The 26,379-nt window shown below is 56.5% G+C and carries 31 protein-coding genes; 27 read left to right on the top strand and 4 right to left on the bottom strand.

Annotation, left to right across the window (positions count from 1 at the left end; translation table 11 throughout):
• Positions 1–71 precede the first annotated feature (71 nt).
• Positions 72–419 carry a hypothetical protein gene (locus OS190_RS11005; protein ID WP_267158730.1) on the top strand — a complete coding sequence of 116 codons (348 nt, stop codon included), beginning with the start codon at positions 72–74 and terminating at the stop codon, positions 417–419.
• A 332-nt stretch (positions 420–751) separates the two neighbouring features.
• On the opposite strand, the gene rplI is transcribed toward OS190_RS11005, so the two are convergent.
• The 3 genes from rplI to rpsF are packed head-to-tail and all read right to left on the bottom strand — an operon-like array spanning position 752 to position 2,016.
• Positions 752–1,393, bottom strand: coding sequence for a 50S ribosomal protein L9 (rplI, locus tag OS190_RS11000; protein WP_267158729.1), 642 nt, complete (start codon positions 1,391–1,393; stop codon positions 752–754).
• A gap of 12 nt (positions 1,394–1,405) precedes the next feature.
• Complete coding sequence (rpsR, locus tag OS190_RS10995; RefSeq protein ID WP_005852865.1) at positions 1,406–1,633, bottom strand: 30S ribosomal protein S18; 228 nt, start codon at positions 1,631–1,633, stop codon at positions 1,406–1,408.
• Between the two features lie 29 nt (positions 1,634–1,662).
• The gene (rpsF, locus tag OS190_RS10990) at positions 1,663–2,016 is read right to left on the bottom strand and encodes a 30S ribosomal protein S6 (RefSeq protein WP_267158728.1); all 354 of its coding nucleotides are present in this window, start codon (positions 2,014–2,016) and stop codon (positions 1,663–1,665) included.
• 577 nt (positions 2,017–2,593) lie between these two features.
• On the opposite strand from rpsF, the gene OS190_RS10985 reads away from it, so the two are divergent.
• On the top strand, positions 2,594–3,088 hold the full coding sequence (locus OS190_RS10985; protein ID WP_267158727.1) for a hypothetical protein: 495 nt from the start codon (positions 2,594–2,596) through the stop codon (positions 3,086–3,088).
• Positions 3,089–3,266: 178 nt separating this feature from the next.
• Complete coding sequence (locus OS190_RS10980) at positions 3,267–3,836, top strand: YceI family protein (RefSeq protein ID WP_267158726.1); 570 nt, start codon at positions 3,267–3,269, stop codon at positions 3,834–3,836.
• A gap of 58 nt (positions 3,837–3,894) precedes the next feature.
• On the opposite strand, the gene OS190_RS10975 is transcribed toward OS190_RS10980, so the two are convergent.
• Complete coding sequence (locus OS190_RS10975; protein ID WP_267158725.1) at positions 3,895–5,097, bottom strand: cytochrome b/b6 domain-containing protein; 1,203 nt, start codon at positions 5,095–5,097, stop codon at positions 3,895–3,897.
• A gap of 141 nt (positions 5,098–5,238) precedes the next feature.
• On the opposite strand from OS190_RS10975, the gene fabD reads away from it, so the two are divergent.
• The 24 genes from fabD to cysE all read left to right on the top strand — a co-directional run bounded on the left by fabD (position 5,239) and on the right by cysE (position 26,267).
• A complete protein-coding gene (gene fabD / locus OS190_RS10970) occupies positions 5,239–6,171 on the top strand; it encodes an ACP S-malonyltransferase (protein WP_267158724.1) in 933 nt (310 codons plus the stop codon).
• Between the two features lie 20 nt (positions 6,172–6,191).
• Positions 6,192–6,929: a 3-oxoacyl-[acyl-carrier-protein] reductase gene (fabG, locus tag OS190_RS10965; protein WP_267158723.1), complete on the top strand. Its 738-nt coding sequence runs from the start codon at positions 6,192–6,194 to the stop codon at positions 6,927–6,929.
• A gap of 204 nt (positions 6,930–7,133) precedes the next feature.
• Positions 7,134–7,367: an acyl carrier protein gene (locus tag OS190_RS10960; protein WP_267158722.1), complete on the top strand. Its 234-nt coding sequence runs from the start codon at positions 7,134–7,136 to the stop codon at positions 7,365–7,367.
• Positions 7,368–7,554: 187 nt separating this feature from the next.
• A complete protein-coding gene (locus tag OS190_RS10955; protein ID WP_267158721.1) occupies positions 7,555–8,088 on the top strand; it encodes a GNAT family N-acetyltransferase in 534 nt (177 codons plus the stop codon).
• A gap of 82 nt (positions 8,089–8,170) precedes the next feature.
• Positions 8,171–9,427: a beta-ketoacyl-ACP synthase II gene (fabF, locus tag OS190_RS10950; RefSeq protein WP_267158720.1), complete on the top strand. Its 1,257-nt coding sequence runs from the start codon at positions 8,171–8,173 to the stop codon at positions 9,425–9,427.
• Positions 9,428–9,430: 3 nt separating this feature from the next.
• Positions 9,431–10,618: an endolytic transglycosylase MltG gene (mltG, locus tag OS190_RS10945; RefSeq protein WP_267158719.1), complete on the top strand. Its 1,188-nt coding sequence runs from the start codon at positions 9,431–9,433 to the stop codon at positions 10,616–10,618.
• A 458-nt stretch (positions 10,619–11,076) separates the two neighbouring features.
• Positions 11,077–12,489: a DNA-packaging protein gene (locus OS190_RS10940; RefSeq protein ID WP_502212133.1), complete on the top strand. Its 1,413-nt coding sequence runs from the start codon at positions 11,077–11,079 to the stop codon at positions 12,487–12,489.
• A 143-nt stretch (positions 12,490–12,632) separates the two neighbouring features.
• Positions 12,633–13,805, top strand: a complete 1,173-nt coding sequence (locus tag OS190_RS10935) for a phage portal protein (RefSeq protein ID WP_267158718.1) — start codon at positions 12,633–12,635, stop codon at positions 13,803–13,805.
• Complete coding sequence (locus tag OS190_RS10930; RefSeq protein WP_267158717.1) at positions 13,798–14,022, top strand: GTA head formation protein, RCAP_rcc01685 family; 225 nt, start codon at positions 13,798–13,800, stop codon at positions 14,020–14,022. Before OS190_RS10935 ends, OS190_RS10930 begins: the two co-directional genes overlap by 8 nt.
• Before the next feature lie 89 nt (positions 14,023–14,111).
• Complete coding sequence (locus OS190_RS10925) at positions 14,112–14,693, top strand: HK97 family phage prohead protease (protein WP_267158824.1); 582 nt, start codon at positions 14,112–14,114, stop codon at positions 14,691–14,693.
• Between the two features lie 3 nt (positions 14,694–14,696).
• A complete protein-coding gene (locus OS190_RS10920; protein WP_267158716.1) occupies positions 14,697–15,860 on the top strand; it encodes a phage major capsid protein in 1,164 nt (387 codons plus the stop codon).
• A 158-nt stretch (positions 15,861–16,018) separates the two neighbouring features.
• Positions 16,019–16,612, top strand: coding sequence for a head-tail connector protein (locus OS190_RS10915; RefSeq protein ID WP_267158823.1), 594 nt, complete (start codon positions 16,019–16,021; stop codon positions 16,610–16,612).
• A complete protein-coding gene (locus OS190_RS10910) occupies positions 16,609–16,947 on the top strand; it encodes a phage head closure protein (protein ID WP_267158715.1) in 339 nt (112 codons plus the stop codon). Before OS190_RS10915 ends, OS190_RS10910 begins: the two co-directional genes overlap by 4 nt.
• On the top strand, positions 16,944–17,354 hold the full coding sequence (locus OS190_RS10905; protein WP_267158714.1) for a DUF3168 domain-containing protein: 411 nt from the start codon (positions 16,944–16,946) through the stop codon (positions 17,352–17,354). Before OS190_RS10910 ends, OS190_RS10905 begins: the two co-directional genes overlap by 4 nt.
• A gap of 28 nt (positions 17,355–17,382) precedes the next feature.
• Positions 17,383–17,805 (top strand): phage major tail protein, TP901-1 family, encoded by a 423-nt coding sequence (locus OS190_RS10900; RefSeq protein WP_267158713.1) that lies wholly within the window; start codon positions 17,383–17,385, stop codon positions 17,803–17,805.
• Positions 17,806–17,807: 2 nt separating this feature from the next.
• Positions 17,808–18,122 (top strand): gene transfer agent family protein, encoded by a 315-nt coding sequence (locus OS190_RS10895; protein ID WP_267158712.1) that lies wholly within the window; start codon positions 17,808–17,810, stop codon positions 18,120–18,122.
• Entirely contained in the window at positions 18,119–18,325 is a 207-nt protein-coding gene (locus OS190_RS10890; RefSeq protein WP_267158711.1) for a rcc01693 family protein, read from the top strand. Before OS190_RS10895 ends, OS190_RS10890 begins: the two co-directional genes overlap by 4 nt.
• Positions 18,318–18,977, top strand: a complete 660-nt coding sequence (locus tag OS190_RS10885; RefSeq protein ID WP_267158710.1) for an RcGTA-type gene transfer agent tail tape measure protein — start codon at positions 18,318–18,320, stop codon at positions 18,975–18,977. Before OS190_RS10890 ends, OS190_RS10885 begins: the two co-directional genes overlap by 8 nt.
• A gap of 46 nt (positions 18,978–19,023) precedes the next feature.
• On the top strand, positions 19,024–19,656 hold the full coding sequence (locus OS190_RS10880; RefSeq protein WP_267158709.1) for a DUF2460 domain-containing protein: 633 nt from the start codon (positions 19,024–19,026) through the stop codon (positions 19,654–19,656).
• Positions 19,656–20,543: a phage/gene transfer agent baseplate hub protein gene (locus OS190_RS10875; RefSeq protein ID WP_416237397.1), complete on the top strand. Its 888-nt coding sequence runs from the start codon at positions 19,656–19,658 to the stop codon at positions 20,541–20,543. Before OS190_RS10880 ends, OS190_RS10875 begins: the two co-directional genes overlap by 1 nt.
• On the top strand, positions 20,540–20,980 hold the full coding sequence (locus OS190_RS10870) for an NlpC/P60 family protein (protein WP_267158707.1): 441 nt from the start codon (positions 20,540–20,542) through the stop codon (positions 20,978–20,980). The genes OS190_RS10875 and OS190_RS10870 overlap by 4 nt, the downstream gene beginning before the upstream one ends.
• Positions 20,980–25,062, top strand: a complete 4,083-nt coding sequence (locus OS190_RS10865; protein ID WP_267158706.1) for a baseplate multidomain protein megatron — start codon at positions 20,980–20,982, stop codon at positions 25,060–25,062. The genes OS190_RS10870 and OS190_RS10865 overlap by 1 nt, the downstream gene beginning before the upstream one ends.
• Positions 25,062–25,364: a DUF7742 family protein gene (locus tag OS190_RS10860; RefSeq protein WP_267158705.1), complete on the top strand. Its 303-nt coding sequence runs from the start codon at positions 25,062–25,064 to the stop codon at positions 25,362–25,364. Before OS190_RS10865 ends, OS190_RS10860 begins: the two co-directional genes overlap by 1 nt.
• Positions 25,365–25,457: 93 nt before the next feature.
• Entirely contained in the window at positions 25,458–26,267 is an 810-nt protein-coding gene (gene cysE, locus OS190_RS10855; protein ID WP_267158704.1) for a serine O-acetyltransferase, read from the top strand.
• Positions 26,268–26,379 lie beyond the last annotated feature (112 nt).

Here is a 26,379-nt window from a genome sequence, read left to right as displayed (position 1 = left end):
GCTTCAGTCCACACTCGACGTAATCGCACGAATATTCGCGGTTTTTGCCAAGATTTTTGGAGATTAGAGAAATGGAATACGGACGCATCGAACCCATCAAGGGGGAAAACGGTTACGAGAAAACCGCCCTGACGATGAAAACCATTGCTGAGCTTCTGGCCGAAGAAGGCACGAATGCCGACGAAATCGAAGCGATGAAGCAGTCGCCGATGACACGTACGCCCACTCCGCAGCCACATTTGCAGCAGCCCCCGCATATGCAAAGCCGTGCTCAGATGCCCGAAGAGGCAGATATGCCTGAGAAAATTATGCCCAAAGCGGCCACGCTACCACCGATTACCCCCGTGGTTGAGACCCAGGAAGCGACAAAGGCACCGACTAAACCACGCTCCTTTCTGAAACGGTTGATCGGCGGTTGATCAACTGCGATGCCACCATCGCCTGCACGTCGTGGAACAGACAAAACCGACATACACCTGACGATCGACCTGCTGCTTGATCCAATGGATCCGGCAGTTGGGTTTGGGGTAGGGCAGGTTCTGGAAACCCATCAGGGCAAATGCGCAAGAGACCGCAGACCAGTAAGGAAAGTAAGCCGCGCTCTTATTGCATTGCGCAGCGATTCTAAATTCAAGCGGCCTGTGCAAAGTGTGGAAAAGCGACGCATCTGATCAGCACTCAAACTTGTGAGCATCGAAAAACGCCGCGCATGAAAGCGCGGCGTTTCCTATTTCATTCAATCACTAACGGCTTATGCGCCCGTTGTCGTGTCTTCATCGGCGGCACCGTCTTCGATCACGGCTTCGACTGTTTCGGCCAGTGCTTCGTCGTCGGACGCGGCGGAACCGATGTCGTCAAACAATTCAGCGATCTCGAAATCTGCGGCAGCTTCTTCTTCGGCGGCCAGTTCCTGAATGGACTTACCGGATGCCTGAAGCTCTGCCTCTTCAGGGGAACGGGCGACGTTCAACTGAATGGTGGCTTCAACCTCGGGGTGCAGAATGACGGTAACGTCGTGAACGCCCAGTTCCTTGATCGGTGCAGACAGAACAACCTGTTTGCGATCGACGGTAAAGCCTGCCTCGGTTGCTGCCTCTGCCGCGTCGCGGGTGGTGACAGAACCGTAAAGCGCACCGGCGTCGGAGGCGGAGCGAATCACGATGAACTGCTGACCATTCAGCTTTTCGGACATCGCTTCGGCTTCTTTCTTGGTCTCGAGGTTTTGCGCCTCAAGCTGGGCCTTGCGGCCTTCGAAAGCTTCGATGTTGGCTTTGGATGCGCTCAACGCCTTGCCCTGAGGCAAAAGAAAATTGCGGGCATAGCCGGGTTTTACGTCAACAACTTCGCCCATTTGGCCAAGTTTCGAAACGCGTTCCAGAAGGATTACATGCATGTGCTTTTCTCCTTACTTAACAGCGTAGGGCAGCAGGGCGAGGAAGCGGGCGCGTTTGATGGCACGGGCCAGTTCACGCTGCTTTTTCGCCGAAACGGCAGTGATACGGGAAGGAACGATTTTGCCACGCTCAGAGATGTAGCGCTGCAGCAGACGTGTGTCTTTGTAATCGATCGCAGGTGCATTGTCGCCCGAGAAGGGGCAGACTTTGCGACGGCGGAAAAATGGTTTTGCGGCCATGGTTTAGGTCCTTTCTCTCAAGCTTTGGGTTAGCGACGTTCGCGGCGCTCAGGGCGCTCGTCACGTTTTTGCATCTGAACAGAAGGCAGCTCTTTATGCTCGTCCATTTTGATGGTCAGAACGCGCATCACGTCGTCATGCAGGCGCATCAGGCGCTCCATTTCCTGAACAGCCGGAGCCGGGGCATCCGAGCGCAGGAAGGCATAGTGGCCCTTGCGGTTCTTGTTGATTTTATATGCCATCGTTTTGACGCCCCAATACTCGCTATCAACGAGTTTGCCGCCGTTGTCGGCGAGGACGGTGCCAAAATGTTCGATAAGGCCTTCAGCTTGCGTGTTGGACAGATCCTGACGCGCAATCATAACATGCTCATACAGCGGCATGGTATCTCCATTTATTTCGAGGCGCATTTCATAGGCAGGGCACATTCCTTTGCGGCCCTACCACGAGAGACTGCGCGGTTCAAATCTTTGCAAAGGAAGTGTCCATATACACGCATTGGCGGGCAGGGCAAGGGCCGTGCGTGGCGAAGGCGGACAGGGGACGGGATCGGGATCGTTGATTTGAAGTTCAGGCTGGTTTGCCCTGGGCAGTGATTGGCAGGTTTCAGGGACACTTGAGGGGCGACCTATGGCAATCAAGGAGATTGATAGGACCTGCGCCGAATTCATGTCGGCATCGAACTGAATGGTCAATGCGTTCCCGAATGCTTGAGTGAGGCGACGACCTTGTCGCTGAGGGTAGGGCAAACAGGGTTGACGCCTTGGTTCAGCTGCCGGCTGTTGTTCCCTGACCTGTCGCGTCCAAGGGATGTTTTGCGGTTGCAGTGCGGTTTGCTTGACATCGCAACACCTTAATACCCCGACATGGTCGCAGCTCTGACTTGGGACTGCCCCTTTTTGGTCTTTTTGTTCGCGGAACAATTGTTCAACAACAAAACCAAGACCGAGGGATAAGACAATGACTGCAACAGCAGAGTTTATGAATCCAACCCCCCCCGCAGCCGAACCCGTGCGTATGGTTGATGGCGGTCGGATGATCGTTCGTGGTGCGCAACGGCTGGTGGGTGTGTCTCTGACCATTGCGGCGCTTGCACTGTGGATGGTTCCCGGATCGTCATGGGAAAACGACGTCATGCTGTTCAAACTGATCCTGTCGCTCACTGCCGTGATCGCAGGTTTGGGATTGGTCAGTTCCAGCGCCAAACCGCGCACCCCTGAGGTCGAAATTGACACTATCCGTCGTGAAGTCCGGCTTGTGCGTCGCCAGCGCGGGGTCGTCCCTGAAGTTTTGCAAAGCTGTGGTTTTGCGCAGTTGGCGCGGGCCGAACATGAGGGGAGCGTTGTGCGCTTGTGGGATCATGCGGGCAAATTCCTGGCCGAGGTCAGCTTGACTGACCGCTCCGCCCTGTCGAGTCTGGTTGCCGGGCTGCGCGATGCCGGCAAGCTTGCCTAGGTTCGATCACTCAAAATTCAGGTTCATTTTCCAGCGCGCTGATGATGTCAGCGCGCTTGTTTTGTGCCGTGTCACGAGTGTTCACAAATGCGCAGCTTCTGTGGAGCCATGTTGGGTTGTGAAATAAGAAAACGATGCGCAGTTTGCCCCAACCTATCAACCACTGGAGATTGAATAAATGAAATCCCTTATGCTCGCCGTTGCCCTGACACTGGGCGCTTCCGGCGCATATGCTGCTGACAAATACATGCTGGATGCCAGCCATAGCCAAGTGCTGTTCAGTTACAACCACCTTGGTTTTTCAACAACTTACGGTATGTTTTCAGGATTTGAAGGCGAAATCATGTTTGATGCCGAGATACCGGAAAATTCTTTGGTCAACGTGTCGATCCCTGTTGCATCGTTGTTTACCGGTTGGGAACAGCGCATGACGCATTTCATGTCCGGTGAATTCTTTGATGTTGCAGAGGGCGACATGGTCACCTTTGCATCGACGCAGATTGAAGTGACCGGCGAAGTTACTGCGTTGATCACCGGCGATCTGACGATGAATGACATCACCAAATCTGTCGTGCTGGATGCCAGATTGAACCAGAAAGGTGATCATCCTCAGACAGGACAGGACTGGGCAGGTTTTGACGCTACAACAACGGTTTTACGGTCAGATTTTGATATGGGAGCCTTTGCGCCTTATGTGAGTGACGAAGTGCAAATCCAAATTTCGATCGAGGCAATGAAGGTCGAGTAAGGCGCCATCGACGATTAAGGGGACAGGGCCTGCCGGGAACCGGTGGGCCTTGTCTTTGTCATTCTGGCGCGCTGCGACTGGCCTTAAGCTTGATCGCCAGTTTGACCGCAAAAGCAAGACTGGCCTCATCGCCGATATTGTCGCCGATGCCAAAGTCTCGACGGTCCAGGGTCAAATCGGCCCTCATTTCAGCGACGTCTTCGTTCACTGCCAGATTAAAAGGCAAGACCAACGGCACTGTTATGTCCTTGATTGTCAGGGTGCCGACCGCTTCGTAGCCGTCAATGGCGTGGCGGATCACCCCGTCGAATTTGGCCGTTTCATAGGTTGCGGCGTCAAAAAAATCGACTCCAAAGGCCTGCTGTGTGACCGAACCAAGCGTGAGAGAAGGAATTGCAATCGTTGTTGTGACGTGGCCGACCTCGCCTTCGGGGATCGTTTCATCAAAACTGATTGCTGAAGTCCAATCGGCAAAATTACCGGTTACTTCGCTTCCGAACTGGACGACGGTGATTTCGATGCTTCCCCTGTCCACCAACCAGTCCGAGGTGACCTCAGCCAGTGACTTGCCTGAAAACGTGCTGTTTTTGTCGCTTATCCCTTGGGTGGTGCCCAGGGCAATGACCAATGCCCAAACAGCTGCGGCGACGATGATCGGCTTGCGGCTATGCTTCTGTATAGGCAGCGAACCGATTGACAGGTCACCGGGCAACATTCGGCGCAGGGTGACATCATGATCGACAAAGTGGTGTTTGAGAGCACCTGCGATATGAAGGAGCACAGACAGGGCCAGCAGCTTGCTGGCAAACCAATGCACGGAAGAAAAGAGGTGTTCGATTCCCGTGGATTTTGGCACCAGCGGCAGGGATTGGCCAAATGGCCACCAGATCGGCGCGAATCCTTGTGCGGCGGCATGTGAGATCCACCCTGACAAGGGAACAATGATCAACGAGGCATAAAGCAGCCAATGCACCATTTCTGCTGTGAAGCTCTCGACCAGCCTATCTGTGTTCAACAGGCGAGGTTTGGGCTGGGATAGGGTCCAAAGGAGGCGCAGTATCGCCACGAAAAAGACAGTGACACCAAGTGTCTTGTGCAGGGAAAACAGCCAGGCCTTTTGCGCCAGTTCAGCGTCAGTTTCAAAGGGAAGGCGATTTGCGATCAAGCCAAGCGGGATCAACGTAATGATAAGAAAGGCGGTCAGCCAGTGAAAGCCTTTTGTCACACTACCATATCGCGTTTCGGTGTTCGTAATGGCCATTTATTGCTCCTGACAATTTCCGGTCATAGATAGCCAAACCAAATTTGGCTGCAATTGTCTGTTTGTGCACATCAACTCTGCGCCCTTGTTCCGCGCATCTGTGCAGGCTAGACATTTTTGAAATATATTGAGGGGGCTATCATGAGCATTGCATTCGTTTTTCCCGGACAGGGCGCACAAACTATCGGCATGGGGGCCACATTAGCCGAGACCTATCCGGCCGCGCGGGCCGTATTTGAAGAAGTTGACGAGGCCTTGGGCGAGAAGCTCTCTGATCTGATCTGGTCGGGCGAGATTGAAGCGCTGACCCTGACTGAGAATGCACAGCCAGCCTTGATGGCGACCTCGATGGCCGCGATGGCGGCGTTGAAAGCGGAAGGCATCGGGCTTGAGCGCTCGGCATTTGTTGCGGGGCATTCACTTGGTGAATATTCGGCGCTTTGTGCTGCGGGCGCGGTTTCACTGGCTGATACGGCGCGATTGTTGCGCATTCGCGGTCGCGCCATGCAGGCGGCAGTGCCTGTCGGGCAGGGGGCAATGGCAGCGGTGCTGGGACTGGAGGCTGATGCAGTCGAAAAGGTGGCAGAGGCGGCCGCACAGGGCGAAATCTGTCAACTGGCCAATGAGAACGACCCGACACAGAACGTCATTTCCGGCAGCAAGGCCGCTATTGAACGTGCAGTTGTGCTGGCTAAGGAGGCCGGTGCCAAGCGGGCATTGCCATTGCCGGTATCGGCACCATTCCATTGCGCCCTTATGCAGCCTGCCGCGGATGAAATGGCGCGCGCCCTCGAAGCGGTTCAGTTTGACGATCCTACCGTGCCGCTGGTCGCAAATGTACTGGCCGAAAGCGTTTCTGATGCGACCCGCATCAAGGCGCTGTTGGTCGAGCAGGTCACAGGACGTGTGCGGTGGCGGTCTTCGGTTGAATGGATGGTGGCGCAGGGCGTTGACGAATTCTGGGAAATCGGTGCGGGCAAGGCCCTGTCCGGGATGATCCGCCGGATCGCAAAAGAAACCACCTGCCGTGCAATTGGCACACCGGACGATGTCGCGGCTGTCAAAGACGCCTGAAAAAGGAATAGGAAGAATATATGTTTGATCTGTCAGGAAAAAACGCGCTGATCACCGGAGCCTCCGGAGGCATCGGCGCGGATATAGCGCGGCATTTGCATGCTCAGGGTGCAACCGTCGGACTTTCGGGTACGCGTACAGAACCGCTGGAGGCGTTAAAGGCGGAACTGGGCGAACGGGCACATGTCTTGCCTTGCAACCTGAGTGATTTGGAAGCAGTCGACGCGCTGCCCAAACAGGCGATTTCCGCCATGGGCTCCGTCGATATTCTGGTCAACAACGCCGGGATTACCCGTGACAATCTGTTCATGCGGATGTCGGACGAGGAATGGTCGTCGGTCCTGAACGTGAACCTGACAGCGACGTTCAAGCTGTGCAAGGGGGTGATGCGGGGCATGATGAAGGCCCGGTGGGGCCGCATTGTAAATATTTCCAGCATTGTGGGGGCCACAGGCAACCCCGGACAAGCGAATTATGCAGCCAGCAAAGCCGGCATGATCGGAATGTCAAAATCCCTGGCCTATGAGGTGGCAAGCCGTGGCATCACAGTGAATGCAGTGGCCCCCGGATTCATCGCGACGGCGATGACAGACAAGCTGACGGAAGACCAAAAGTCTGGTATCATGGAGCAAATTCCGGCGGGGCGCATGGGTGATCCGGCTGAAATTGCGAGTGCGGTCGTCTATCTTTCGAGTGACGAAGCAGGCTATGTCACGGGTGCGACCTTGCATGTCAACGGTGGTATGGCCATGTTGTAAAGCGTTTCTGATACCGTTTGCGCATGGCGTACCATGTGCTAAAGGGGGCGCAGAATCGTGATTGGGGGTGCTTGATTGGCTCCCCCGCCCTGTGTACTCAGGGGTAAGAGCCGCTCCTAAGACGGGGCATTCTCCAATTGCCCGACACACGGGTATGCGGATATCAATAGGGGCCGGTTGGCCTGAAGAATGAGGATTTATAGTATGAGCGACGTCGCAGACCGCGTTAAAAAGATCGTTGTAGAGCACCTTGGTGTGGAAGAGGACAAAGTGGCCGAGAATGCGTCGTTCATCGACGATCTGGGCGCAGACAGCCTTGACACCGTCGAACTGGTGATGGCGTTCGAAGAAGAGTTCGGCATCGAAATTCCTGATGACGCGGCTGAAAACATCCAGACGTTCGGCGATGCGGTAAAGTTCATCAACGAAGCCTCTTAAGTCCGGCGGGTCCTTGCAGGGGCCTTTCGGCATCAAAAATTCTCGAAGCGGCGTTGTTCCAAGCGGAATGACGCCGTTTTCGATTCTGACATGCAGGAGAGGGGTTGCTCATCTTGCAGGCTCTTCGCAGAGTGGCGCAAACGCCGGTATGTAGCGTGACCATGAGCAAGCCCAGAGTATCCAACCCATGCCGAGAACGATCCCGACCATTAATACGTCCCGTTTGACTCTGCGCGCGATGCGGGCGGAAGATTTTTCGCGCTTTGCAGAGATCTGGGCGACGCCCGAGGTTGTGACCCATATCTCTGGCAAGCCACGGGGCAAGCCACAGTCCTGGGATGCATTCCTGCGCAATGCAGGCCATTGGCAGATTTGCGGTTTCGGCCAATGGGCGGTGCAGGCGCACGGAGAATCCCAGATGGCAGGGCAATGCGGTTTCTTTTTTGGTTCAAGGGGGTTGGGAGCGGATTTCGACCCTTTCCCCGAGGCGGGCTGGGTTCTTGCTCCCGAAGCGCAGGGGCGTGGATTGGGCCTGGACGCGGTGCAGGCTGCACATGACTGGTTTGATCGCGTTATCGCGTGTCGTACCGTTTGTATGATTACCCCGGGAAATACCGGGTCGCTGCGTATTGCCGAAGAATTGGGCTATGGCCTGCTGCGTGAAACCGAAATGGACGGAGAGGCGATTTGCCTTTTGACGCGCAAGGGGCCACCGATTTGAGACCGCTTGAGACACCTGATGTCTTGAACTGGGGGCCTTCGACAAGGTATAGGCCATTCATTGAGATAAAAGGGGCAGGTGGATGCGCAGAGTTGTTGTAACGGGATTGGGACTGGTGACGCCTTTGGCCGATGGGGTCGAGGCAAGCTGGAACCGAATTCTGGACGGACAGTCGGGAGCAGGGCCAATAACCGGGTTTGATGCTTCTGCGCTGGTCACGCAATATGCCTGTGAAGTGCCGCTGGGCGACGGATCTGACGGGTCATTCAATGCAGACGCCTATATGCCTGTAAAAGACCAACGCAAGGTCGATACCTTCATTCTGTTCGGCATGGCGGCAGCACAGCAGGCGGTTGAGGATTCCGGCTGGATGCCCGAGGACCGCGAAAGTTTGGAGCGCACCGGCGTTCTGATCGGGTCGGGCATCGGGGGTTTGAATTCGATAGCCAATACCGCTGTCATGATGAAGGAAAAGGGTCCGCGTCGCGTGAGCCCGTTCTTTGTGCCGGGCGCGCTGATCAACCTGATTTCCGGTCAGGTGTCCATTCGCTATGGATTCCGGGGGCCGAACCATTCGGTTGTGACGGCCTGCTCTACCGGCGCACATGCGATTGGCGATGCCTCTCGTCTGATCCAGTACGGTGATGCGGATGTCATGATTGCAGGCGGCGCAGAAGCGGCGATTTGTGAAATCGGTATTGCAGGGTTCAATGCCTGCAAGGCGCTGAGCACAAAACGTGGTGACGACCCCAAGAAGGCCAGCCGCCCCTACGATGAAGACCGTGACGGTTTCGTCATGGGCGAGGGCGCAGGTATTGTTGTTCTGGAAGAGTATGAACATGCCAAGGCGCGTGGTGCGAAAATCTATGCCGAAGTGATTGGTTATGGTCTGTCCGGGGATGCCTATCACATCACGGCACCGGCGGAGGACGGCGACGGTGCGGAACGTTCGATGCGGGCCGCGCTGCGTGTGGCGGGAAAAGAGCCGAAAGACATTGACTATATCAATGCGCATGGCACCTCGACCATGGCGGATACGATTGAACTAGGCGCGGTTGAACGGATGTTGGGAGAGCACGCGTCAAAGGTGACAATGTCGTCAACCAAATCTGCGACAGGCCACTTGTTGGGGGCCGCGGGTGCCATTGAGGCGATCTTTTCGATCCTTGCGATCCGCGACCAGGTTGCCCCGCCAACGATCAATCTTGATAATCCGGCGGTTGAGACCAAGATTGATTTGGCACCAAACAAGGCGGTGAAACGCGAGATCAATGTAGCGCTGAGCAATTCCTTTGGTTTTGGCGGAACAAACGCCAGCGTATTGTTCGGAAAGGTCTGACCCATGTGGCGGCATATTGCCTCGAACGCCGTGACTTTCCTGGTTGTGGCGCTGTTCCTGCTGGGCGGCGTTATCATCTGGGGACAGTCGCAATATACCGCCCAAGGACCGCTTGAGCAGGCAATATGTGTGCAGGTCAAACCGGGGTCGACCATGCGCCGGGTATCCAGGGATCTGGCCGCGGAAGGCGCTGTCAGATCGGCTGCGATCTTTCGCATGGGGGCCGATTATGAGGATAAGACTGCGGCCTTGAAAGCCGGCAGTTTTCTGGTGGAGCCAGGCACCTCGATGTCTGAGATCGTAGAGACCATCACCAAGGGCGGTGCCAGTACCTGTGGTACAGAAGTGGTTTACCGGATCGGGATCAATCGCGTTTCGGTACAGGTGCGCGAATTGGACCCCGCCACCAGCCGTTTTGTCGAAAAGGCTGAGTTCGTACCGGGAGAGGATGCTGTTCCCGAAATTTATGTACAGATGAAGGCACAGGCAGACACGCGGTTTCGGATTGCCCTGGCCGAGGGTGTAACCAGTTGGCAAATCATCAATGCGATGGCTTCGATGGATGTGCTTGAGGGAAGCGCGGGCGATGTGCCGCCGGAAGGGTCACTTGCCCCGGACAGCTATGAAGTTCGACCCGGTGATGACCGCGCGGCGGTTGTGGCGCGGATGGCACAGGCACAGCAAGAGCGGCTTGCCGAGGCATGGGACGCGCGCGATCCCGATCTGCCCATCGAAAACCCGGAAGAGTTGCTGACGCTGGCTTCAATCATCGAAAAGGAAACGGGTGTGGCAGAGGAGCGCCGGCAAGTCGCCAGCGTTTTTGTGAACCGTCTGAACCAGGGTATGCGGTTACAGACCGATCCGACAGTGATCTATGGCATCACCAAAGGCGAAGGCGTATTGGGCCGTGGATTGCGTCGGTCCGAACTGCGTGCGGAAACGCCATGGAATACCTATGTTATCAATGGATTACCGCCAACACCAATCGCCAATCCGGGCCGTGCAAGCCTAATGGCGGCGGCACAGCCTGACCAAAGCAATTATATCTTTTTCGTGGCCGATGGTACCGGTGGCCATGCCTTTGCGGAAACTCTTGCAGAGCATAATGCCAATGTTGCTGCCTGGCGTCAGATAGAAGCAGAGCGTGGTGCAGCAGCAGCAGGAAACGCCTCCACCGGTGGTGGAGACTGAGCGAGTGGAATGATCAGCAGCACCCCTGGTCCTCTCATTGTTCCTAGAGCGCTGTAATGAAAAATTAACCAATGATCGCACGGTCTTACAGGGGTTTGGTAACCCTCTTTTCATTGACATTGCGGACGATGTGATCTATAGATTTTGACATGCTAGAAGACGTGGGCAAGCGGCCTCGGGAGGGATTCCGAGGGCCGCTTTTTTTGTGTCTGCTCGGTCGGGGGATCCGTGAGAACCGGGAGAGAGAATGACTACTTGTAGCGAAGATGACGATATTGCGTGGGGAAGCGAAATTCTGACCACGTTATTTAATTCGATCACCGATCTAAGACGCGAGATCGAGGAGCTGACGCGCGCAGCGCGAGTCGAAGGCACTTTGGATGAAACGGCGGCAAAGCAATCTTTGAACAAGGTTAAGGACCTTGTGTTGCAATGCGCCAAAGCGGAGATTTTATTAAATGAATGTCGAGGTAAACAAGCTGGAATCGCAAAGGGCGGATACGCCCTCGATCTTGACCGAGCAAGGGTTGAGATCGGGTGCAAGCTGGATCGCCTCCGCCGATGCGGATGTCCAAGAGCAGTTTCTGAATGAGTTGGAAGAGGAAGAACTACTGGCGCTTCCTTACCTCTTTGAGTTCTGGGCGATGGATCACCAGTTGCCGCCAGAGGGAGCCTGGCGGACCTGGGTGGTCTTGGGGGGACGTGGTGCCGGAAAAACACGTGCAGGCGCGGAATGGGTGCGTTCGATGGTCGAGGGGGCCAAGCCACTGGATCAGGGTCGTTGCCGCCGTGTGGCGCTGGTTGGCGAAACTATTGATCAAGTACGTGAAGTCATGATCTTTGGCGACAGCGGGATATTGGCCTGTTCGCCCGAGGATCGCCGCCCTGTGTGGGAAGCCGGGCGAAAGCGGTTGGTCTGGCCGAATGGTGCAATTGCGACGGTCCATACCGCCTACGATCCCGAAGGGCTGCGCGGACCGCAGTTCGACGCAGCCTGGGTAGACGAGTTGGCGAAATGGAAACGAGGGCAGGAAGTTTGGGACCAGTTGCAGTTCGCGCTGCGCCTGGGCGAGGATCCGCGTGTATGTGTCACGACAACGCCGCGCAATGTTTCGGTGTTAAGGCGGTTGATGGCTTCGCCTTCGACGGTGCAGACCCATGCGCCGACGGAAGCGAACGCTGCTAACCTGGCCAAGTCGTTTATGGAAGAAGTGAGAGCGCGTTACAAAGGCACGCGCCTGGGCCGGCAGGAGCTGGATGGGGTTTTGCTGGCGGATGCAGAAGGGGCTTTGTGGACCTCTGCGTCATTGGAAGCGCAACGGGTAGAGCATCCACCCGAGTTTGACCGAATTGTTGTTGGTCTGGATCCTGCGACCTCGGCCGGTATCGAAGCGGACGAATGCGGAATTGTCGTTGTTGGAGCGATCGCTCGGGGGCCGGTACAAGAGTGGCGGGCAGTTGTTCTGGCAGATTGTTCGATCCAAGGCGCGACCCCTTCGGGATGGGCGAAAGCGGCGATTGCGGCGATGGTGCGATATGGGGCCGATAAGTTGGTCGCCGAGGTCAATCAGGGCGGCGCAATGGTAGGAGAGGTCCTGCGCCAGATTGATCCGCTGGTGCCGTTGAAGTCAGTACATGCCTCCAGGGGCAAGGTGGCACGAGCAGAGCCTGTGGCAGCTTTGTATGAACAGGGGCGCGTGGGCCATGTAAGGGGGCTGGATGCGCTGGAGGATCAAATGTGTCGAATGACGGCGCATGGATATGAAGGCAGCGGGTCCCCAGATCGTGTAGACGCATTGGTTTGGGCCTTGCACGAGTTGATGATTGAACCGGCGGCCAAATGGCGACGCCCGGCGTTGCGCAGTCTATAGCGCAAATCCAAGCGGTGTTGCATGGGCCTGCGTTCGGTGGGGTCGCACAGAATTAAACTCTTTGTAGCAATTTGTAATCAAGCCGATTGGAGCGGGTTCCGCAGCCTGTTTTGATTAGGGAATGGCAATAGGAGTTGGTGCATATGTTTGATTTTCTGCGACGCGGGGCTGAGGCTGCGAATGTGCCGGAACAAAAGGCTTCGGCAACTGGGTCTGTGGTGGCCTATCAGACTTCCGGCCGCGTTGCGTGGAGCCCACGGGATTCTGTGAGCCTGACCAAGGTCGGGTTTTGCGGAAATCCCGTTGGTTTCCGGTGCGTCAAATTGATTGCCGAGGCAGCGGCAGCCTTGCCTCTGGTCGTGCAGGATGCCGAACGGCGTTACGACACACATCCGTTGGTTTCCCTGCTGGCGCGTCCTAATGCCTCTCAGGGCAAGGCGGAGTTGCTTGAAGCGCTTTACGGGCAGATGCTGTTGTCCGGTAACGGCTATGTCGAGGCAGTGGGCGACGGGATCCCCGTGGAATTGCACGTCTTGAGGTCTGACCGGATGTCGGTGATCCCGGGCGCAGATGGCTGGCCTGTGGCCTACGAATATGCGGTTGCGGGCAAAAAACACCGGTTTGACATAGGTGGTCTGGCGCGACCTGTGTGCCATATCAAGACATTCCACCCCCAAGACGATCACTACGGGTTTGCACCTCTTCAGGCGGCTGCGATGGCCATGGATGTGCATAATTCCGCCTCGCGCTGGTCCAAAGCATTGCTGGACAATGCTGCGCGGCCATCGGGCGCAATCATTTACAAAGGAGCCGAAGGTCAGGGGCACCTGGCACCGGATCAATATGACCGGTTGGTGGCGGAAATGGAAAACCATCATCAAGGCGCAAGGAATGCAGGGCGTCCGATGTTGCTGGAAGGGGGGCTTGATTGGAAACCGATGGGGTTTTCGCCATCGGACATGGAGTTTCACAAGACGAAGGAAGCCGCCGCGCGCGAAATTGCGCTGGCCTATGGTGTCCCGCCGATGTTGTTGGGGATTCAAGGGGATGCGACCTATGCCAATTATCAAGAGGCGCATCGTGCCTTATATCGCCTGACGGTGTTGCCTTTGGCGACGCGGGTAACGGCGTCGCTGGCATCCTGGTTGGCCGGGTTCACCGGGGAGATGGTGGAGGTGCGCCCCGACCTTGATCAGGTTCCGGCATTGGCTGATGAACGCCAGTCCCAATGGTCCCGGGTGGCGCAGGCGGATTTTCTGACTGATGCCGAAAAGCGAAGCCTGCTGGGGCTGCCTACGGTCGCTGATAATGATTGAGCAGGAGATGTATGAGCGGTTTGAATGCGCACCCGGGCTCAAGTTACAAGCGCACGAACGGGTGACGCAGATCCATCAGGAAAATATGGCCAAGCGCATGGACCAACTGGAAAAACTGATGGAGCGCATGGAGCGACGGTTATGGTTGACGGTCTATGGCGTGGTCGCGGTGATACTTGCGCAGGCGATTCAGAGCGTGTTGGCAGTGGCCCCTTAAGCGATTGAAAATCAAGAGGATTTGTCATGGGATATGACGTGAGAAATTTCGGCTTTGCGCCGGAAAACGGGAAAGATGTATTTGCATTCATGCCTGCATTGGAACGCAAGTTCATGACGTTTGAGCATGTGGTTGCTGTCGAAGGCGGGACCGAGATCAGTGGGTACGCCAGTCTGTTCGGCATGGTGGATCAGGGCGGTGACATTGTTGAAAAGGGGGCTTACGGGGCGTCCCTTGCGGCGGTGGCCTCAGCGGGGCGCAGCATCAAGATGCTGTGGCAGCACGACCCCAATCAACCGATCGGAGTCTGGGACGAGGTGCGTGAGGATGGCAAGGGGTTATTCGTCAAGGGGCGCATTCTGGACACGGTCGAAAAGGGGCGCGAAGCGGCGGCCCTGGTCGCGGCCAAGGCGATAGATGGGCTGTCGATCGGCTATCGTGCGGTGAAGGCGACAAAGAACACCAAGGGCCATCGGCTCTTGTCTGAACTGGAGCTTTGGGAAGTGTCGCTTGTGACCTTTCCGATGCTGCCCAGTGCACGGGTGGCGGCGAAGGGCGATTTTGTCGCCGTCGGTGACGTCCTGCGAGAGATGGCGGCGACCTTTGAGGAGGCGCGTGCCGACATGGCGGAGCGGGAGCCTGCGTCGGTAAATCAGCAAATTCGGGAGTAACGGATGAGCAATATGAGAAACGGAGAGATGTCGCCGGCTGAGGAAGTGCGCAGAGCGGTGACAGGTTTTGTCACTGAATTCAAAGGTTTTCAGGCGGAAATTGAGATGAAACTTCAACAAACGGAAGAGCGGATGACCATGCTGGATCGAAAAATAACATTGCCTTTGCGTACCCCCTTGAGCGGGGCCACGGATGCCGGTGCTCCCCATCAGAAGGCGTTTAATACCTATTTGCGCAATGGCGATGATGACGCGCTGCGTGGGCTTGAGCTGGAGGGGAAATCGCTTTCGACGGCGGTTAATTCTGATGGTGGGTATCTTGTGGATCCGCAAACTTCGGCGACGGTTCAGTCGGTGTTGAATGCAACGGCGTCCATCCGGGCGATTGCATCTGTGGTTCAGGTCGAGGCGACCTCCTATGACGTTTTGGTGGATCATACCGATGTGGGAGCCGGTTGGGCGACAGAGGCGGGTCCGCAAGCCGAGACCGATACCCCGCAGATTGATCGCATTACAATTGGCCTACATGAATTGAGTGCCTTGCCAAAGGCCTCTCAGCGGTTGCTGGATGACTCTGCGTTTGACATTGAGGGCTGGCTTGCCGGGCGCATTGCTGACAAGTTCGCGCGCGCCGAGGCAGCGGCCTTTATCAATGGCGATGGCGTGGACAAGCCCAAGGGGTTCTTGTCGCATCCAGCAATTGACAATGATGTCTGGACCTGGGGCAACCTTGGGTATGTACCAACGGAAGTGGACGGTGAAGTGACGCCGGACGCGATAATCGAACTGGTTTATGCGCTGGGTGCACAATACCGCGCCAATGGGGCCTTTGTGATGAATTCCAAGACTGCAGGTCTGGTGCGCAAGCTGACCGATGGGGACGGGCGCTTCTTGTGGTCTGATGGTCTGGCGTCGGGTGAGCCGGCAAAGTTGATGGGCTATCCTGTGTTGGTGGCGGAGGACATGCCGGATGCGAGCACTGGCAGTTTCTCGATCGCCTTTGGCGATTTCCGGGCCGGATACACAGTGGCCGAACGTCCAGATCTGCGGATCTTGCGCGATCCGTTCAGCGCCAAACCGCATGTGTTGTTCTATGCGACCAAGCGCGTGGGCGGCGACGTGAGCGATTTTGCCGCGATAAAGCTGTTGAAATTCGGTGTGGCGTAAACCGCGCTGACGGAGGGACCGGGGTGAGTTGACCCCGGTCCGGACGCGCGACCTCAGATACTTGCTTTGCCTAGCTGCTCCCCTCTGACCAAGCAGAGCAGGTGGCCGCGCGTCCGGGTTTGAGACCCGCACGAGGGGGCCGAAAATTGGAGAGTTTCATTATGTTGATCGAAGAGACACCCGTTCCCGACGCGGCCCTGCCGGTGGAGGCATTCAAGGCCCATCTACGGCTGGGCAGTGGCTTTGGTCAGGGAGATGTGCAGGATCCGGTGTTGATGTCGTTTCTGCGCGCAGCAATTGCCGCGGTCGAGGCACGTACAGGCAAGGTTTTGTTGGAACGCAGCTTTCAGCAAACTGTACCGGTATGGCGTAACCCCTGTGCGCATCAATTGCCTGTTGCACCAATTGGTGCGGTCACGAAGGTAGAGTTGATTGATCGTGAAGGCACCCGCAGTGACGTTGAGGCGACCAGTTATTGGCTGGAGCGGGACGGGCACGGACCAAAATTGCGGTCTACGGGAGGTGCATTGCCGCGGATACCACAAGCTGGGGCTGTCGTGGTGCATTTTGACGCCGGCTTTGCAGTGAATTGGGAAGGCGTGCCCGGCGACCTGCGTCAGGCTGTTTTGATGCTGGCATCCCATTATTACGAATATCGTCATGACACGGGACTGAGTGACGGTTGTATGCCGTTTGGCGTGACGAGCTTGATAGAACGGCACAAGTCAATGCGATTAGGAGCGGTGAGATGAGCATACCGCGGCTGAATCAGGCGTTGGTGTTGGAAACGCCGGAGCGCGTGAGCGACGGGGCGGGCGGCTATGTCGAGGGTTGGGTTGCACTGGGAACCTTGTGGGCCGAGATCACCGGGCGGACCGGACGCGAAACGGCGCAAATCGGCAGCCCTGTAAGTCGGATGGCATACAAGATTGTCGTTCGCGGTGCGCCCTTTGGCACTCCCGAACGTCCCAGGCCACAACAACGGTTTCGGCTGGGCCAGCGAATTTTCACCATTGAGGCAGTGGCGGAGCGTGACCCTGAGGGGCGTTATCTGACCTGCTTTGCCGAAGAAGAGGTCGTGGTATGAGCTATGTAATCTCAGGGCCCTTACAGGCTGCTGTTTATGATGCGTTGCTGGCAGATTCCGCACTGGGTTTGATTGTCGGCACCGCGATTTATGATGCGGTGCCAGCAGGCGCGTTGCCGGCAATTCATGTGCGTCTGGGCGGAGAAGAAGCGAGGGATGCGTCTGATGGCAGCGGAACCGGTGCCTTGCATAGATTCACGGTCTCGATCATCACCTCACGTCCCGGATTTGCGCAGGCCAAGGCGGCGGCCGCTGCTGTGTGTGATGTGCTGCATGGCGCTGATCTGACGCTTTCAAGGGGCCGGTTGGTATACCTTCGGTTCGAGCGGGCCAGGGCGGCACGAGTCGAGACTGCAGCGACGCGCCAGATTGATTTGCGGTTCGCCGCACGTGTGCAGGACGACTGATTTTACACGGTATAGCAGGAGACAAGGAATGGCTGTTCAAGCAGGTAAAGACCTTTTGGTAAAAGTGGACATGACGAGTGACGGTCAGTTTGAGACCATCGCGGGGCTGCGCGCAACGCGTGTGAGTTTTAACGCAGAACCAGTGGATGTGACCACGCTCGACAGTGAAGGCGGCTGGCGAGAGTTGCTGGCGGGTGCCGGCGTTCGGTCCGCTGCGATTTCTGGGGCAGGTGTGTTCAGAGATTCAGGTACGGATGAGCGGACAAGGCAGTTGTTTTTCGACGGGCTGACGCCGAATTTCCAGATTGTAATTCCTGAATTTGGGGTGGTTGAGGGGCCATTTCAGGTGACTGCGCTTGAGTATGCGGGTCAGTTGAACGGTGAGGCGACCTATGAGTTGAGCCTGCAATCCGCGGGGATCCTGACCTTTACGCCAGATTTGGTGGTTTGAGCATGGCAAATCGCTGGAGAGGGGATGTGCCGCTGGTGGTTGACGGGGAGCGCTGTGAAGCACGGTTGACCCTGGGTGCTTTAGCGGAATTGGAGGACAGCCTGGATGCGGAATCGCTGGTGGGGCTGGTTGAGCGGTTCGAGGGGAGCCGTTTTACCAGCCGAGATGTCGTGGCACTGTTGGGGGCGGGCCTGCGCGGGACGGGAAAACATATCACTGACGCGCAGGTTGCGGATGCCCATATCGAAGGCGGGCCGATGGCGGCGGCGAAAGCGGCAGCGGAATTATTGGCACGGGCTTTTGTGGTGCCGGAGTGAGCGCGGGCTTGGATTGGCCGGGGCTGATGCGGGTCGGACTGCATGTGCTGGGTCTGGAACCTGATGTGTTCTGGGCGCTGACACCTGTCGAATTGCGGTTGATGTTGGGCACTTCGGGTGTGGCCTTACCCATGTTGAGCGAGGGTCTGGCAGCGTTGATGGCGGCTTATCCAGACGAGAATGAAGGACCGAACGATGGCTGAATTTGATGATTTTGGCGGACTTGAAGGTAAAGCCGAGGATCTGAATGCTACCCTGGAAACGACCGGGGTTCTGGTATCGGGATTTGAGAGCGAGTTGCGCCGGATGAGCGGGGCATTGGCGGCCACGGGCAAGGATGTTCAGACCCTTGAAAAGGGGCTGAGTAAAGGTTTGCGCCGGGCTTTTGATGGTGTGGTTTTTGATGGAATGAAACTGTCTGATGCGCTCAAGACTGTTGCGCAATCTTTGGCAAACACAACCTACAACGCTGCAATGAAGCCGGTTACGGATCATTTTGGTGGATTGGTTTCCCAAGGTGTCGGAGCGCTGGTCCAAGGAATATTGCCCTTTGCAAAGGGTGCCGCTTTTTCGCAAGGCAGGGTGATGCCCGTTGCCCAGGGCGGTGTGGTCAGCGGTGCCACCACGTTTCCAATGCGCGGTGGTACGGGGCTGATGGGGGAGGCGGGACCAGAGGCGATCATGCCGCTTGCACGTGGTCCCGATGGCAAGCTGGGGGTACGCAGCGCAAGCAGCCCCGGACCAGCAATCGTCATGAATATCACGACGCCGGATGTGACAGGTTTCCAGCGCTCACAGAGCCAGATCGCCGCCCAGATGAGTCGCGCCTTGTCTTCGGGCAACAGAAACCGGTGAAGCCCGCGCAAATGCAGCAAACAGAATAAATGTCAGGAGCAGAAGGATGGCTTTTCATGAGGTGCGATTTCCGCCGACTTTGAGTTTCGGTTCACTCGGCGGACCGCAGCGGCGCACGGACATTGTAACGCTGGCAAATGGGTTCGAGGAACGCAACACGCCCTGGGCGCATTCGCGCAGAAGCTATGATGCGGGGCTTGGCATGCGTTCGATCGACGACTTGCAGATATTGATCGGCTTTTTCGAGGCGCGTATGGGGCAGATGTACGGGTTTCGCTGGAAAGACTGGGCGGATTACAAATCTGGTCGCGCGACATTGGACCCGGTGTTTGATGATCAGAGTATTGGTTACGGTGACGGTGTCACAAATGCCTTTCAGATCATGAAGACCTATCGTTCGGGCAGGCAAATTTACCGTCGTCCGATCAAGAAGCCTGTTGCCGGCACAGTAAAGGTCGGAGTTGAGCAGGATGAACTGCAAGAGGGCCTTGATTACGAGGTAGATGCCAATACTGGCATCATCACCTTTGCGCATCCGCCCGATCCAGACATGGAGATCTATGCCGGTTATGAGTTCGATGTTCCGGTGCGCTTTGACACGGACCGCATTCTGACCAGTGTAGAGAGCTTTCAGGCAGGGCAGGTGCCATCGGTTCCTGTGATCGAGGTGCGGATATGATGGGCAGCTTTGATCCTGCACTGCAGGCGCATTTGGAAGGTGGGCTGACCACGGTTTGTCATGCCTGGAAAATCACCCGCAAGGATGGGGTGGTATTTGCTTTCACTGACCACGATTTACCGCTGCAGTTTGAGGATTGCAGGTTTCGCCCAGATGCGGGTCTGAGTGCCAGGGCACTTGCCCAGACCACCGGACTTGCCGTGGACAACACCGAGGCGATCGGCGCGTTGAGCGATGCGTCGATCCGCGAGGACGAAATTGAGCAGGGGCGATTTGACAGTGCCGAAGTTGTTGCCTGGTTGGTCAATTGGGCAGATGTTTCGCAGCGGTGGGTGCAGTTTCGAGGCACAATTGGCGAGATGCGTCGTGTTGATGGAGCGTTTCGCGCTGAATTGCGAGGTTTGACAGAGGTACTGAACCGTACGTTGGGGCGGGTATACCAAAAGCCCTGTACCGCGGTACTGGGGGACAAACAGTGCGGGTTTGATCTGGATTTGCCAGGGTATACGTTGATGTTGCCTGTGGATACCGAAAAGGACGGGCGAAAATTCATCTGGGACAGTTTGCCTGGGTTTGACGAACAATTCTTTATTCGTGGTCGCATGAATGTGTTGGATGGGCCTGCACAGGGGCTGTTCGGGCTGATCAAACATGATCGCGTCAAGGGTAAGAAGCGGATCATCGAACTTTGGGAGCCGATAAAGGGTGACGTGGGCCCCGGAACCCAGGTCAAGCTGATTGCGGGATGCAACAAGCAATTTGAAACCTGTCGTTTGAAGTTCAAAAACGTTCTGAATTTTCAGGGTTTCCCTGATCTACCCGGAGAGGATTGGGTGATTTCGGTACCCAGATCCACCGGCACCAACACAGGTGGATCATTGCGATGAATGGGCAGCGGATCGTGACAGCGGCGCGCAGGTGGATCGGTACGCCCTATCTGCACCAATGTTCGACCTTGGGAGCGGGCTGTGATTGTCTGGGATTACTGCGCGGTGTTTGGCGGGAGGTTTGTGGTGCAGAGCCTGAGGCCGTCCCTGCCTATTCACGCGATTGGTCGGAACCACAGGGGGAGGAACGTCTGTGGGCAGCGGCGGCGCGCCATCTGACGAAAAAACAACGTGATGTCGAGGCTGCCGGTGATGTGATCCTTTTTCGCATGCGTGACCAAGCGGTGGCCAAGCATCTGGGGATTCAGGGGCTGGTTGGTGCACAAGCGAGTTTTATCCACGCCTATTCAGGACATGGGGTCGTCGAAAGCCCTTTGAGTATGCCCTGGCGGCGGCGCGTTGTGGCAAGATTTGAGTTTCCCAAGGAGAGCAACTGATGGCAACGGTCCTTTTTTCGGTCGCAGGCGCGGCCATTGGCGGCTCTTTAGGCGGCACCTTTGCTGGGTTGTCGTCTGTGGCGATCGGGCGTGCGGTGGGTGCCACCTTGGGGCGGGTCGTGGACCAGCGATTGCTGGGCCAAGGTGGACAGGCGATTGAAACCGGAAAGGTCGACAGGTTTCGCATCACCAGTGCTGGTGAGGGAGACCCGATCGCACAGATCTATGGCCGGATGCGTGTGGGCGGGCATGTGATCTGGGCCTCTGATTTTCAGGAAACGACAACCACATCAGGTGGCGGCAAGGGGAGTCGATCGCAACCGGCAACAACGGAATACAGTTATTCGGTCAGTCTGGCTGTGGCGGTGTGTGAAGGAGAAATCACGCGGGTTGGCCGCGTGTGGGCGGATGGTGAAGAAGTGGCACGTGATGATTTGAACATGCGGGTCTATACTGGAACGTCGACGCAATTGCCCGATCCCTTGATGGAGGCCATAGAAGGTCAAGGCAAGGTGCCGGCCTATCGCGGCACGGCCTATGTGGTCATGGAAGATCTGAGCCTTGCGCACTTTGGTAACCGCGTGCCGCAGTTTTCGTTTGAAGTGTTGCGCCCGGAACAAACCAATGCACCGGATTGGGAGTACACGCCTGCATTCGGTATCGAGGGCGCGGCATTGATTCCGGGCACCGGGGAATATGCCCTGGCCACGACACCTGTCAATTTTGAGGCAAGTGCAGGATCGTTCAAGAGCGCGAATGTTTCCACCCCGGCCGCCAAGCCGGATTTCACGGTGTCAACGGAAGTGCTGACGGAAGAGTTGCCAAACCTCAAGGCCGCTTCATTGGTGGTGTCTTGGTTCGGAGATGATCTGCGGTGTGGTCAATGTACGATCCGTCCCAAGGTAGAAAGCGCCGAGTTCGAGTCGAGTGATTCACCATGGGTTTCGTCCGGTTTACCGCGCGAATTTGCACAAGTCATCGTCAAGGACGAAGAAGGGCGCCCGATATACGGCGGCACGCCCACGGATGCGTCTGTCGTTCAGGCCATAAAAGCCCTGAAAGAGGCGGGTATCGCGGTCATGTTCTATCCGTTTATTCTGATGGATCAATATAATGAAAACGGATTACCGGATCCTTACAGCGACGCGGAACACCAACCCGTCCTGCCCTGGCGCGGGCGCATTACCCTGTCAAAGGCACCGGGACAGCCTGGCAGCCCGGATGGAACTGCGGCAGCGCAGTCCGAGGTCGAAGCGTTCTTCGGCACGGCGACCGCAGAAAGTTTTACGGTTGTCGAGGGCGAAGTGGTTTTCATCTCTGACTCAGAGGAAGAGAGCGAAACAGAGATCACGGGAGAGGGTGAAACAACCGGGGCGGGGGAAGAAACCGGCACGGGACCGACCAGTGGTGAAGGATCTGAAGGAGCAGCACCGAGTGAAGGGGAAGAGGAGGAGGAAACCTTCGAAGACAAGCCGGAAGATTGGTCCTTTACAAGGTTCATCCTGCACAATGCGATGCTGTGTTCTGTTGCTGGAGGAGTCGAGGCGTTTTGCATCGGATCCGAAATGCGCGGACTCACCCAGATTCGCGGGAGCGAAGGTGTGTTCATTGCGGTGCAACGCCTGAGAGCCCTGGCAGCCGAGGTGCGCAAGATTCTCGGTCCGCATACCAAGATCAGCTATGCTGCGGATTGGTCAGAGTATTTCGGGTATCAGCCGCAAGACGGGACAGGTGACCGTTATTTTCATCTGGACCCGCTTTGGGCGGATGAAAATATCGATTTTATCGGCATTGACAACTACATGCCTCTGGCGGACTGGCGCGACACGCCGGATCATCTGGATGGGCGGAACTGGGATGCGATCTATGATCTTGACTATCTCAAGAGCAATATCGAGGGTGGTGAAGGGTATGATTGGTATTATCACTCGCCCGAAGCCCGGGATGCGCAGATTCGCACCGACATAACGGATGAAGCGCATTTTGAGCCTTGGATCTACAGATTCAAGGATTTGCAGGGATGGTGGGGAAACTTCCACCATGAACGTATCAACGGAATACGCCAGGCCACGCCAACATCCTGGGAGCCAATGTCGAAACCGCTTTGGTTCACGGAGTATGGATGTGCGGCGATAGACAAGGGAGCCAACCAGCCCAACAAATTTCTTGATCGCAAGAGTTCTGAAAGCAAGCTACCGCATTATTCGAACGGTGCGCGCGATGAACTGATGCAGATGCAATATCTGCGGGCAATGGCCACTTACTGGGATGACCCAGCCCATAACCCTATGTCCACTGAATATCAGGGCAGGATGTTGGACATGAGCCGGGCATTTGTCTGGGCTTTTGATACTCGGCCCTATCCGTTTTTTCCCAACAACATCGGCAAATGGAGCGATGGGGAAAATTATATGCGGGGTCACTGGATCAACGGGCGGACGGCAGGACGGTCATTGGCTTCCGTCGTGGGCGAAATCTGTCGGCGCGCTGGGCTGGAGGACTTCAGTACTGATGGTCTGTACGGCTATGTGCGGGGATATGCTGTGGAACAGGTGACAGATGCTCGATCGGCTTTGCAACCATTGATGATCCGGTATGGCTTTGATGCGATCGAGCGGGATGGCGTATTGCAGTTTCGCATGCGGGACGGATTGAAACCTTTCAAACTTGATCTTGAGCAACTCGCTGTCAGTGCCGAGCTTGACGGAACTTACGTACAGGTGCGGGACTCCGATGCTGAAGTCTCTGGCAGGATGCGGCTGCGGTTTGTTCAGGCGGATGCAGATTTTGAAGTTATCGCGGAAGAAGCCGTGCTAGCGGATGAAGCGACCCATTCTGTTGCAGGATCAGAAGTAAATATCATGTTGACCCGAGGTGAAGGGCGGCAGGTTGCTGAACGCTGGTTGACGGAAGCGCGCGTGGCGCGCGATACGCTGCGGCTTGCGCTGCCGCCGTCCAAGCTGCAAATAGGTGCGGGCGACGTCATCGAATTGCCTGCAGAGCAGGCGGAACGAGCAGCGCTTTACAGAATTGACCGGGTTGAACAGTCAGATGTGCAGATCCTTGACGCTGTTCGGATTGAGCCCCAGGTTTATGATCTGGCGGACATTTTTGATGAAGTGGTAACGGCGCGCGCCTTTGTTGCGCCGACGCCTGTCGTTTCCCATTTCCTGGATATTCCCTTGCTGCGGGGGGATGAGACGCCCCATGCGCCGCATATCGCCGCAACAGCGCAGCCCTGGCCGGGGCGGGTTGCGCTGTATCGCTCCAGTATCGATGCGAATTATCAACTGGACAAAATTATTACCGACCGTTCGATCATGGGGGTCACCCATAGCGATTTACCCTTTGCTTCCGCCGGGGTCCTCGACCGTGGTGCTGTTCTGGAGGTGGAATTGATCAGCGGTCAGCTGTCGTCCGTGAGCCAGGAGGCATTATTGGCAGGGGCCAATCTGGCGGCAATCGGCGATGGCAGTTCAGATCAATGGGAAATTTTCCAGTTTGCAGAAGCTGAACTGATCGGGCCGCGCAGGTACTGGTTGAAAACCCGGTTACGTGGACAAGCGGGATCGGATGGTTTGATGCCCGGCGTTTGGCCGAGTGGATCAAAGTTTGTCCTGTTGGACGGCACACCCGAACAAATTGAACTGAGCCCAAACTTGCGCCGGGTTGTACAGAACTTTCGTATTGGACCTGCAAAGCGCAGCAATGATGATCCATCCTACCGCCATTCGGTCCAGGCATTTGATGGTAACGGGCTGCGGCCCTACAGTCCGTGCCATTTACGTGCGGTACCGCAATACGGGGGGGATATTGCAGTGACATGGATCAGACGCACGCGTGTTGATGGCGATGGTTGGGACGTTCCGGAAGTGCCTTTGGGAGAGGAAACCGAACGTTATGTTGTTCGGGTGGTGCAGGGGGCTTCGGTCTTGCGCGAAACGCTCGTTGAGGTGCCGTCATGGCAATATACCACAGCAATGCAGCTGACCGATGGTGTGATGGCACCATTTGACGTGGCAGTGGCACAGGTATCAAGCGCATATGGAACGGGTTTGTTTCAGCGGGTGCACGTCGCCTGATGCGTGCGCTGCATTACAGTGATGTATCCGCTGCTGCTCGCGTTTTACTGGCTACGCCGCCAGCCTTTCGCGAGCAGGTTTGCAGCCGCATGTTGCGCGAAGCGGAAAGCGCAGATCGCTTTGTGCGACGGTTGGGCCGGCTGCATCCAGCCTGGGGCAACGGGACATTGTTGGCAGCCGCACGGCGCAGGCGTTTGAGCGATGAACCCGGTTTCGATGATCCCGATTATTGCGCCTGTTGGTGTCATGTGTTGCAGGCAATTCATGAACACCGACAGGCGCCCGAATGTAAGGCCTGGTGACATTACAAAAGGATAAATGCCAGTTATCACAGGTTTGCGTTTGGAAACCCCGGTCCGAATATTGTAAGCAGGCGACAATAGAGGATGTGACCTATGATTGAACCACGCCGAAAAATTGCTTCGCTTGATCCTGTTTGGGATCAGATCACTATTGAGGCTCAACAGGCCGTTCAGGACGAACCGTTGATCGGCGGCTTTGTGCATGCCTGCATCTTGCACCACAAATCGCTGCAAAAAGCCCTCTCATATCGAATTGCCGCAAAACTTGCATCAAATGAGATGTCGATGGTCGTGGTGCGTGAAATGGTCGAAGACGCCTTTACTGAGGAACCGGACCTCGTTGAAGCGGCCCGCGCTGATCTGATGGCGATCTATGAGCGTGATCCCGCCTGCCACCGGCTGGCCCAGCCGATCCTGTATTTCAAGGGATATCAGGCGGTGCAGGCTTACCGAGTCGGCCACCATCTCTGGACGAAGGGCCGGAATGATCTGGCGTATTTTGTTCAGATGCGTGTCAGTGAAATTTTCGGAGTTGATATTCATCCCGGTGCGCGCATCGGCAAAGGGGTGATGATTGACCACGCCCATTCGGTTGTCATCGGAGAAACCGCTGTAGTCGGGGATAACGTTTCCATGCTGCATTCGGTGACGCTGGGTGGAACGGGCAAAGAGGAAGAGGACCGCCATCCCAAGATCGGCGATGGTGTGCTTATCGGGGCGGGTGCCAAAGTACTGGGCAATATCAAAGTTGGCCACTGTAGCCGGGTCGCCGCCGGATCTGTGGTTCTTGAAGACGTGCCGCCCTGTAAAACAGTGGCTGGTATTCCGGCACGGATTGTGGGTGAGGCAGGCTGTGAGCAGCCTTCGATTTCCATGAACCACATGTTCGGGCCACAGGACTGAGCCCAGGCATGAAAATGAAAACCCGCCAGGCGCGGGTTTTACAGGGTGTCAACGCAGCGTTGTTAACGGGCTTGATCAGCGGCAGGGCGCTTTGGGCCATACGGGCCAGATT

It is taken from the genome of Sulfitobacter sp. F26204 (genome assembly GCF_026410305.1).
In the GTDB taxonomy this organism is placed as follows: Bacteria; Pseudomonadota; Alphaproteobacteria; order Rhodobacterales; family Rhodobacteraceae; genus Sulfitobacter.
Note: the sequence above shows the minus strand (reverse complement) of the source record. Positions and strands in the feature narration are given on the sequence as shown.

What these genes read in the sequence shown, in the direction of transcription:
- rplI (WP_267158729.1), bottom strand. Translation starts at nt 1,393, where the DNA reads ATGCATGTAATCCTTCTGGAACGCGTTTCGAAACTTGGCCAAATGGGC.
- rpsR (WP_005852865.1), bottom strand. Translation starts at nt 1,633, where the DNA reads ATGGCCGCAAAACCATTTTTCCGCCGTCGCAAAGTCTGCCCCTTCTCG.
- OS190_RS10895 (WP_267158712.1), top strand. Translation starts at nt 17,808, where the DNA reads ATGGCAAATCGCTGGAGAGGGGATGTGCCGCTGGTGGTTGACGGGGAG.
- OS190_RS10865 (WP_267158706.1), top strand. Translation starts at nt 20,980, where the DNA reads ATGGCAACGGTCCTTTTTTCGGTCGCAGGCGCGGCCATTGGCGGCTCT.
- OS190_RS10985 (WP_267158727.1), top strand. Translation starts at nt 2,594, where the DNA reads ATGACTGCAACAGCAGAGTTTATGAATCCAACCCCCCCCGCAGCCGAA.
- OS190_RS10955 (WP_267158721.1), top strand. Translation starts at nt 7,555, where the DNA reads ATGCCGAGAACGATCCCGACCATTAATACGTCCCGTTTGACTCTGCGC.
- OS190_RS10940 (WP_502212133.1), top strand. Translation starts at nt 11,077, where the DNA reads ATGAATGTCGAGGTAAACAAGCTGGAATCGCAAAGGGCGGATACGCCC.
- OS190_RS10905 (WP_267158714.1), top strand. Translation starts at nt 16,944, where the DNA reads ATGAGCTATGTAATCTCAGGGCCCTTACAGGCTGCTGTTTATGATGCG.
- OS190_RS10935 (WP_267158718.1), top strand. Translation starts at nt 12,633, where the DNA reads ATGTTTGATTTTCTGCGACGCGGGGCTGAGGCTGCGAATGTGCCGGAA.
- OS190_RS10910 (WP_267158715.1), top strand. Translation starts at nt 16,609, where the DNA reads ATGAGCATACCGCGGCTGAATCAGGCGTTGGTGTTGGAAACGCCGGAG.
- OS190_RS10880 (WP_267158709.1), top strand. Translation starts at nt 19,024, where the DNA reads ATGGCTTTTCATGAGGTGCGATTTCCGCCGACTTTGAGTTTCGGTTCA.
- cysE (WP_267158704.1), top strand. Translation starts at nt 25,458, where the DNA reads ATGATTGAACCACGCCGAAAAATTGCTTCGCTTGATCCTGTTTGGGAT.
- OS190_RS11005 (WP_267158730.1), top strand. Translation starts at nt 72, where the DNA reads ATGGAATACGGACGCATCGAACCCATCAAGGGGGAAAACGGTTACGAG.
- OS190_RS10980 (WP_267158726.1), top strand. Translation starts at nt 3,267, where the DNA reads ATGAAATCCCTTATGCTCGCCGTTGCCCTGACACTGGGCGCTTCCGGC.
- OS190_RS10860 (WP_267158705.1), top strand. Translation starts at nt 25,062, where the DNA reads ATGCGTGCGCTGCATTACAGTGATGTATCCGCTGCTGCTCGCGTTTTA.
- rpsF (WP_267158728.1), bottom strand. Translation starts at nt 2,016, where the DNA reads ATGCCGCTGTATGAGCATGTTATGATTGCGCGTCAGGATCTGTCCAAC.
- OS190_RS10875 (WP_416237397.1), top strand. Translation starts at nt 19,656, where the DNA reads ATGGGCAGCTTTGATCCTGCACTGCAGGCGCATTTGGAAGGTGGGCTG.
- fabG (WP_267158723.1), top strand. Translation starts at nt 6,192, where the DNA reads ATGTTTGATCTGTCAGGAAAAAACGCGCTGATCACCGGAGCCTCCGGA.
- OS190_RS10870 (WP_267158707.1), top strand. Translation starts at nt 20,540, where the DNA reads ATGAATGGGCAGCGGATCGTGACAGCGGCGCGCAGGTGGATCGGTACG.
- OS190_RS10920 (WP_267158716.1), top strand. Translation starts at nt 14,697, where the DNA reads ATGAGCAATATGAGAAACGGAGAGATGTCGCCGGCTGAGGAAGTGCGC.
- OS190_RS10900 (WP_267158713.1), top strand. Translation starts at nt 17,383, where the DNA reads ATGGCTGTTCAAGCAGGTAAAGACCTTTTGGTAAAAGTGGACATGACG.
- fabD (WP_267158724.1), top strand. Translation starts at nt 5,239, where the DNA reads ATGAGCATTGCATTCGTTTTTCCCGGACAGGGCGCACAAACTATCGGC.
- fabF (WP_267158720.1), top strand. Translation starts at nt 8,171, where the DNA reads ATGCGCAGAGTTGTTGTAACGGGATTGGGACTGGTGACGCCTTTGGCC.
- OS190_RS10885 (WP_267158710.1), top strand. Translation starts at nt 18,318, where the DNA reads ATGGCTGAATTTGATGATTTTGGCGGACTTGAAGGTAAAGCCGAGGAT.
- OS190_RS10930 (WP_267158717.1), top strand. Translation starts at nt 13,798, where the DNA reads ATGATTGAGCAGGAGATGTATGAGCGGTTTGAATGCGCACCCGGGCTC.
- mltG (WP_267158719.1), top strand. Translation starts at nt 9,431, where the DNA reads ATGTGGCGGCATATTGCCTCGAACGCCGTGACTTTCCTGGTTGTGGCG.
- OS190_RS10925 (WP_267158824.1), top strand. Translation starts at nt 14,112, where the DNA reads ATGCCTGCATTGGAACGCAAGTTCATGACGTTTGAGCATGTGGTTGCT.
- OS190_RS10975 (WP_267158725.1), bottom strand. Translation starts at nt 5,097, where the DNA reads ATGGCCATTACGAACACCGAAACGCGATATGGTAGTGTGACAAAAGGC.
- OS190_RS10960 (WP_267158722.1), top strand. Translation starts at nt 7,134, where the DNA reads ATGAGCGACGTCGCAGACCGCGTTAAAAAGATCGTTGTAGAGCACCTT.